This window comes from Algoriphagus terrigena DSM 22685 (assembly GCF_000429445.1).
Taxonomy (GTDB): Bacteria; Bacteroidota; Bacteroidia; order Cytophagales; family Cyclobacteriaceae; genus Algoriphagus; species Algoriphagus terrigena.
Map to the genome: position 1 here is coordinate 47,400 of NZ_AUBW01000029.1, position 8,095 is coordinate 55,494.

At 46.4% G+C, this 8,095-nt stretch carries 7 protein-coding genes; 5 read left to right on the forward strand and 2 right to left on the reverse strand.

What is annotated here, in order from left to right; translation table 11 throughout:
• Positions 1 to 279 precede the first annotated feature (279 nt).
• Positions 280 to 2,427, reverse strand: coding sequence for a family 10 glycosylhydrolase (locus G459_RS0121685; RefSeq protein ID WP_051315360.1), 2,148 nt, complete (start codon positions 2,425 to 2,427; stop codon positions 280 to 282).
• Positions 2,428 to 2,882: 455 nt separating this feature from the next.
• On the opposite strand from G459_RS0121685, the gene G459_RS0121690 reads away from it, so the two are divergent.
• The 5 genes from G459_RS0121690 to G459_RS0121710 all read left to right on the forward strand — a co-directional run bounded on the left by G459_RS0121690 (position 2,883) and on the right by G459_RS0121710 (position 7,721).
• Entirely contained in the window at positions 2,883 to 3,443 is a 561-nt protein-coding gene (locus G459_RS0121690) for a cupin domain-containing protein (protein WP_026969501.1), read from the forward strand.
• Between the two features lie 2 nt (positions 3,444 to 3,445).
• Positions 3,446 to 4,282 (forward strand): helix-turn-helix domain-containing protein, encoded by an 837-nt coding sequence (locus G459_RS0121695; RefSeq protein ID WP_026969502.1) that lies wholly within the window; start codon positions 3,446 to 3,448, stop codon positions 4,280 to 4,282.
• A gap of 426 nt (positions 4,283 to 4,708) precedes the next feature.
• Positions 4,709 to 5,530 carry a hypothetical protein gene (locus tag G459_RS0121700; RefSeq protein WP_026969503.1) on the forward strand — a complete coding sequence of 274 codons (822 nt, stop codon included), beginning with the start codon at positions 4,709 to 4,711 and terminating at the stop codon, positions 5,528 to 5,530.
• Positions 5,531 to 5,534: 4 nt separating this feature from the next.
• On the forward strand, positions 5,535 to 6,551 hold the full coding sequence (locus G459_RS0121705; protein ID WP_026969504.1) for a S41 family peptidase: 1,017 nt from the start codon (positions 5,535 to 5,537) through the stop codon (positions 6,549 to 6,551).
• A 228-nt stretch (positions 6,552 to 6,779) separates the two neighbouring features.
• Positions 6,780 to 7,721 carry an alpha/beta hydrolase gene (locus G459_RS0121710; protein ID WP_026969505.1) on the forward strand — a complete coding sequence of 314 codons (942 nt, stop codon included), beginning with the start codon at positions 6,780 to 6,782 and terminating at the stop codon, positions 7,719 to 7,721.
• 90 nt (positions 7,722 to 7,811) lie between these two features.
• On the opposite strand, the gene G459_RS0121715 is transcribed toward G459_RS0121710, so the two are convergent.
• Positions 7,812 to 8,095: transposase (locus G459_RS0121715; protein WP_026969506.1), on the reverse strand; the 284-nt coding region annotated here is incomplete at its 5' end.

Below are 8,095 nucleotides of genomic sequence, written 5' to 3' on the forward strand. Positions count from 1 at the left end.
CGTTCACCCTATTTCGGTTCAAAAAACGGTCAATGGGTCAAAATACAAATTGAAATAGCCTCAGAGAGAAAGTGCAGCATAGCTACTGCAAGGTTCGATCCTCCCGAGTGTAGTCTACTATTTTATCGATCAATCGCCAAATGAGCGTTGGACTGAGCGTTAATTGCCCACCCTGCAAGCTGGCTTCTCACTAAAAATTCACTGAAGCTTTTTTTGACGCTCGATCCCGCTCGACTATCCAAACGAATTGGCAATCCGCTCTTTGCAATCTGAGGCTTGCTATTTTTCTATTACCACTCCTTCAAAATCATCAAGCCGATCGATGCTGATCGATACATATCCCTGATCGTAGCTGAAGTCGATCGCTTTCTCGCTGATCATTCCCCACACCTTCGTCGGCACAAAGTCTGTCTTTATTTTAACCTCAGTATCATAGACCGGCAAGGGATCGAAATAGGTGTTTCCACTAAATCCGGTGAGGTTAATCAAGTGAAGGATCTTTCCTTCCACGACGTTTTTCTGATAGTTTTCCGGTGTGTTGCGGGCAAAGTCCTGTAAGATCACTTCTACTCTTGGATGGGCATTGGTTACGATTAGCTCGCCAGCTTCCGGGAAGCTGTAATCTATAAGATCCAAAAGGATGTTTTTGTGTTGCTCATAGCCGTGGAGATAGTAGAGTTTGCCCAAGTTGACAGGCAAGAGGATCGCTTTGCTGCTTGCGTGTTTCTTGATTCCAACAGCATAAAATCCCGTGGGTTCATGTCCACCGATCTTCTCTGGAGGTCCAGGCCTTCCCGGCGTGAAGATGGGAAGCTTGACTTCATCAGCCTCTTCAAAATCATACATGCCCAAGTTGAATTTCCAGAAAAGCAGTTCTTGCTTGTCAAATCTTGAAAAGAGCACGTTGTCTGCCGGATTGAGGTAGAAGCCACTCCCTTCGTGATCCAATTGTTTAATCTTTGCTCCAAATAAGTCTTCCAAAGCCTCAGTATGTCCCGACAAAGACTTGTTTGTAGCAATGAAGTTGGTTCCTGATTGGCTAAGGTTGATCAAGGCGGCCAGGGATTTTTCGTCAAGGCTGACGATCTCAGGCAGGATGATCAGCTTGTATTTTTTCAACTGCTCCTCAAGGTTGCCGATTTGGCTTTTCTCAATAATGTCAAACTGGATGTGCGCTTCTTTGAGCATCAACTGGATCCCCCGATATTCTTGAGCGGCATCTCCTGAGGGCCAGGAACCCGGCGCAATCACCGCCACTTCTGCCGGCGAGGTGTACTTGCCGAAGTAGGCTTCGTACTTCTTATGCAGGGCGTATACTTTCCTATATATATCAAAATTCCGCTCATCCTCATAGTCCCGGAAGTCGCCCATGAGGCTCATGTCCAGACCTGAACCGTTCGCGATGTTTTCATAAAGACGGATCGCCACTTCCTCTGGCTCTACGGCATTATATCTGGACTGAAAGGAGATCTGCTGGATGCTGGCATTGCTTACAATATGTTCCGGATAGGAATGGATCGTATTGCTGACATTGTCCGAGGCATTATAGGGCCAATAAGGAAGCGAGTTAGTCTGAGATTCGTGACGGATGATATCTACATATTTCTCTGAATATGTACAGATTGCAATGTTTTCATTCTTGGATTTGACCAGTTTGTTTACCCGACGGATCAGATCGTCAGAGGTGAATGCTTTGAAGTCAAGATATTTTTTGAAGACGGGGTCACTGTCGTCTTCCTCGATTGGGAGCTCCATGCCTCCACTGAATTCCGAAAACCGCTCGCGGTCATAGGGATTCTGATCAATGCCATGATACTCTCCGGTGTAGGCATTTTTGGTGGCGTAGCCCGGCATGTTGATAAATATTCCATCAATCGGATACAGGTCGATCACTTCTTCCACGATGTTGAAAAGCTGCTCCTGCTCATAGGGGGCATTGATGGAGATCACATACATGTCATCATTGACGATTCGCTCACCTTTCGGAGACAGGTAGAACCAATCGGGCTGTTTCTCGAAGATGCTTTTATGCGCTCTGCTAAAATCAAAGCGAACGATGACTCTGATGCCATTTTCATGGCATTTGGAGATGACCTCACCGAGCATATCCTCCTTCATATAAGGATTGGTGTATTGATATTCGAGTTTTGTGGGGTAGAAAGCCATGATTCCGCCGGCATTTATAATCAGCGTATTGGCGGAAAAATTCTTGAGGTCAGCCAGGAGTGAATCAGGATCCAGTGTTTCTGCCTCGTAGGCGGGCAAATTCGTCTGCATCACCCGGAGATTGTTAGCCTTCCACCAGGGTGCGCTGTCTGGCCAGATGGAAGTTTGCGCCGAAGCTTTGTCTGACATAAAAGTGACGAAAAGCAAAGAGAGACTGCAAATGAAAAAAAGGCGAAGTGATGCGCTTCTAAAGGGTTTCATAGTATAGGTTATGGGTAGGTTCGCAGCCCAATATACTAAACGAAACCTTTATTACGCCTTTCTATCAGCCATTGATGGTGCGGTTTCGCTCACTGATCATGGCTGGCTTACAGTGTCGGTCATGCCTACCTGGCAGGCCCACGGCATTGTTCACTACAATCGTATGGGGACGACCACAGCCAGCCCAGGATTGATACATGGAAGACATTGCGGCCAACATTAACTCGTTTCGGGAAGCCTACGCTGAAGCCGTGCTTACACGATTTAGAATCCAAACAGTCAATTCTCTATGAAATTGAAAAATATGGTTGTCATCTAGCACATTCATAGACTCTGAAAGCTTATAGTGCTTGAGTTCAAATTAAAATTGAACAATAATCAAATAACGTCCGAAATTTACCAGTAGCTAGCTTTTTGTTCGAGTCATCTTTGAGTATTACAACCACCAGATAACTATGAAACGAAGAAAATTCATTCTCACCACTGCTGCGCTTGCTGCGTATGGTTCGGACCTAATGGCAGCCCCAAATAACGAAACAGATGAAAAAGATGGGTTTCTAGTCAAGTCGGGGGAAGCAAGACATGGAATCCACACGCCCTTCATGGGAGTAAATCCGAACGATCTCAAGATCTCGACCAAAGACACGGCGGGTCAGCTGTCCGTATTTGAATATACCGGTGTCGAAAAAACAGGTCCTCCATTGCATGTTCATCTGGAACAGGACGAGGTTTTTTACGTAGTGGAGGGAGATTTTCTATTTCAATTGGGAGATAAACGATATAGCCTTTCAGGGGGAGATACTATCTTCTTACCAAGAAATATTCCCCATACCTGGTTACAGATTTCAGACCGTGGAAAGTTGTTGTATATTTTACAGCCTGCAATTAGGATGGAAGAGTTCTTTTATGCGATGAATGACCTGGGAAGACCGCCCTCTGAAGAGGAAGCTCAAAAGATCTCCTTGGCACATGGAATCAAAAATGTAGGTCCACCAATCACCCTTGTAACCATGTAAAAATGATTTTACGGGATTTTTTGCCAGCTCCACATTTGCGCGAGTATATCAGGAAGCATCAAGTCATCAGGTTTGAATTTGGTGATGGGGGGATGGTCCATTGTAAGGTTTATTGTCCCAGGCCTGAGAGTTGCTTGATGTTTTACCTAAGAGATTTACAGGTCGTCAGTTACACGGCAGACTCCACGGTTTTACAGCATCCACGATGTACGATCATTGGTCAGCATACTGTGGTAACCAAGAGGTTTGTCCAAGGAGACTGTTGGTTGCTTCAAATCGTGCTACAGCCCAGTACTTTATATTTGCTTACCGGAATTCCAGCCTACGAACTCACAAATACCTTCATTGATGCTGAAGCTATTTGGGGCGGAGAAATCAGGGCTGTTCACGAGCAGATGTGCAATAACAATAGCGTGGAAGAAGTGATCCGTATCGTTGAAGTGTTTTTGGGAAAGCTAATCAGTCGTGCAAAACACAGCTTGCAGGGGATTGACAAGGTCAATGCTGTGATTTTAAATCAAAACAAGCCTCTTTCCATAGACAAACTTGCTTCAGAATCGTGTCTTAGCAATCGCCAATTTCAACGAAGGTTCACCGAAAGGACCGGGATTGGGCCGAAGCTTTTTGAGAAAGTAGTGCGTTTCGAGAAAGCATTTTTTATGAAAAATGCCAACCCGAATTTGGATTGGCTGAGTATCGCCCTGGCATGTGGCTACCACGATTATCAGCATTTGGCAAAGGATTATAAATATTTTACCCAGTTAACTCCAAAAGGCTTTTATGAACTGGATGCCCAAGCACCCGAAAGGTTATTTGGTGTTGTTGAGATACAACAGTAGGAACATACCCGGTCGAACTATCAGTCAGCACAGCCAACAATCGGTCCCACAGTGATCGGATCGTCGATTCAAAAAAATCCAAGGAAGGCAATGTATCCCTCCATTCTTCTAAACCGCTAACAGTAAGCTGTTTGAGGACAGACAATATCCTGCTCCCTGACCATGTCCCCACTCTGCTTTTCAGCTTCCCGGGTTTTGCAATTGATAAACCAAATTGTAACTTAAGATCATAAGAATATCAACAATCTGCCGAGAGGTGAAAGCGCTCAAAATCCCCGCAGTACGGATAGCAGATCCTATTTTTCTAACCTTTCAAAGTGACCATCGGAATCATGAAATTTTCAACAAATGAAACCAAAGCGTAAAACTTTTCAGCCAGCGCCAGCCGCGATACAACAGCATTTTATCAAAACATGAAGACATCAGATGAAAACCGTTTTTACCTCCCTTTTTAGCCTCCTGACTGTAGTCGCATCTTTTGGCCAGCAACAGGAAAAAGCCAGTGCGTTGACCTTGAGTGTCGGGCCCGGTTTCCTCAACCGGCAGGATTTGATTTTCTCACCTTTTGCCCACAGTGACTTTTCCATTCTAAACGTGGGGCTGGATTACACCAGAGAGGCAGAATTTTACCAAAAAGTAAGCCTCCGGTATGCAAATTTCAATCCCATGGTGACGGCACCGTATGGATTCACCTTTCACGGCGAACCCGAAACGGCCTATCCCCACAGTTTTAACTTCATTGATCTGGACTACCAATTTGGGAAGCAGGTGAAAGGAATACAAAACGGAAACCTGAAGGTCGGAGGACTTTTCTCCACAGATATCCAGGCAACGAGCTATGTCTATGGCAGGATCAGCAGTTTTGGGTATTACGCCGCCATCGGTTTAGGGGTCTTTGGTACTTACGAAATACCGATTAACGAGAAAAGCAGACTGTCAACAACACTCAAGTTGCCTCTTTTTGCATGGCTAGCTCGATCACCTTACCTGGTCAATGACGATGAATTTATCGAAAACATCAGTTCTCATTCTGGATTCAAAACCTTTATGGCCTATTTGGGCGATGGGCAATTGGCGACTTGGAACAAAGTGCAAACCCTTGACTTTGAGCTAAAGTACGAGTATGATCTGAGTGAGAGGTGGGGAATTGGGGCAGCTTATCTGTTTGAATTGATCCACATGAGCCAACCCAGAAACCTGCTTTCCTTCCGTAATTCTCTGAATTTTTCAGGCAGCTATAAATTTTGAGCCCATGAAACGAACCGCCAATTTCCTCGCCCTCATCCTGCTTTTACTATCGGCTGTAAGTTGCAACCAGCTTTTTGAGGAAACTCCCGCCAACGACCCTGAAGCGATTTTCGAAAATCTCTGGACGACTTTTAGTGAAGAATATGCTCCTTTCGAAGAAAGAAATATCGACTGGGAAGCCCAATACACTAAGTTCCGTCCGATGGTGACTGCCACCTCCACGGATGACGAACTGTTTTCTGTTATCTCTCAGATGCTGGCCACCTTGGATGACGGACATGTCACGCTGACCGCTCCCGGCAGAGATCTGTTTATATCAAACAAAATCAGAAATGAACTCATTGAGGATGAGCTCTTCGATATTCCGATTGTGAAAACCTACCTGGAACCTGGATACAAAGAGGGGGAAGAAAACGCATACCTCTATGGCAAAATCAAAAACGCCAATGCAGCCTACATCTACTTTGACTATGTGGGGGATAATTTCTTCAAACTGAACGATTTCCTGAGCGAATACCCGGATGTAAATGGATACATCATCGACATGCGGCATAACCAGGGAGGCGATTTTACCTATTGCTTTTCAGAGATCGGAAGGCTGACTGACCAGTCCCGCTATGTGTTCAAGAGTAAGACTAAAAACGGCAAGGGAGCTGATAATTATACCGACTGGTATGAATGGAATATTTCTGCCGAAGGGGACTATGTAGACAAACCGATCATTGTACTGATCGATCGCTATACCATCAGTGCAGGCGAACGGGCGGTGATGGCCTTCAAAACCCTGCCCCAAGTCACCCTCATGGGGGACACAACAAACGGTGCTCATGGGACCATGATCGGACGGGAATTGGCAAATGGATGGTTTTATTCGCTGGTACCCCAAAAGGTGGAATTGTTTGACGGCCAGACCTATGAAGGCATTGGGCTTGCTCCGGACAGTTACAGCAAAAACACCCTTCCGGAAATCAACGCCGGCATAGACATGACCCTGCAGCGGGCGATTGAGGCATTGAACTGATCAGGTCTTAGGGCCTGAAAATCCTGGCGGAAAGCTAATTTTCCTCAAAAAAAGCAAGTCTGCCGATGAACGGGGCTTTAGATTCCAGGTCTTGAAACAGATCAGCCGGAGACCATTCCTGTCGCCCGGTATTTGGATTTCGACCCTAAGCCCCTAACTTACTTGTAGTTGTCAGGCTATCTTGAAAACTGCAAATACTCGATAAACCCACCCATTAACCTATTTACTATGCCTTTTCATCTTAAAAATTTCAGCAAACCGGCCTTATTGGCTTCCCTTCTCCTACTGACTTCAGCCGTCATGGCGCAGGACGGCACGATCTATCCACTCGAAGCGCCCGCGGAACCGAATGCCATCCTGCTCGGCACAGGCGGCGTCGAAAACCAACCCGCTTCCGAAACTTGGTTTAAGCAGTGGGGCGATCCAATGGCCCGAAATATCACCACCGCCACGCTCACTCCTTTCCTTCCCGAACCCGGAAAGGCAAACGGTGCTGCCGTAATCGTGGCACCGGGTGGAGGTTTCAGCTGGCTGTCCATGGGAAATGAAGGCTGGGAAGTCGCTGAGGCGCTGGCTAAGCAGGGAATCGCCGCTTTCGTGCTCAAATACCGCCTCAACCCTACTCCTCCGGCGCTTGAAGACTTTTCGGCCTGGATGAACCGTCCCCGCCCGACACCAGCCCCAACCTCCGATAGTTCACAGGTAGCAAATCCACCACGTCCGCCGCAGCGTGACCTTTCCAACCAGCTCGAGGACGCGGAAGCAGCCTACGCCATGATCGTCGATCGCGCCGAGGAATGGGGAGTCGATACGGATCGCATCGGGATGATCGGTTTCTCAGCAGGCGCTGGACTGACCATGCATTCTACCCTTCACTCCAAGACCATGAAGCTGGCCTTTATCGGACCGATCTATGGAGGAATGGGCCCAGTTGAAGTGCCTGAAAATGCCCCGCCGATGTTTAATGTAATCGCCAGCGATGATTTTCTATTCCTGGGAAAGACCGGTGTGATCGAATCCTGGTACAAAGCCGGCAAGCCTGTCGAGTTTCACCTCTACCAAAACGGCGGTCACGGATTCGGTCTCGGCAACCCCAACCGCACCAGTAACCGTTGGTTTGACGCGTTTATTTACTGGCTGGAAGTCAACAAGTTTTTGGCTAAAAAATAGCAGTTTTGAAATTCATTGAATAGAAGTGATTTTCAGAAACGTCATAGATCGATTAGCGAAAGAGCCTAGAAAACTGGTTCTACCCTTAAGTTAGTGAGGATATAAGTTTAGGCCTCCATGGAAGAATAAAATAGCGCTTCTAAAGTTGGCGAATGTTCGATAGCCTTTTCCCACTGTTTTGAGTTCCTGTATTTTACCGTTTAGGCGTTCGGCCATTGCATTGTTTAGGTTGGTGAGTAATGCATTGACCACTCCGGAAACATGCCTGTTAAACATCTCTACGACCTTGTCTATTTCTTTGATTTTTCTTTGAGTCGCATCGGTACTCCATCGGTTAAACAACAGTCTGGCGAAAAGCTTTCCTACACTGAACA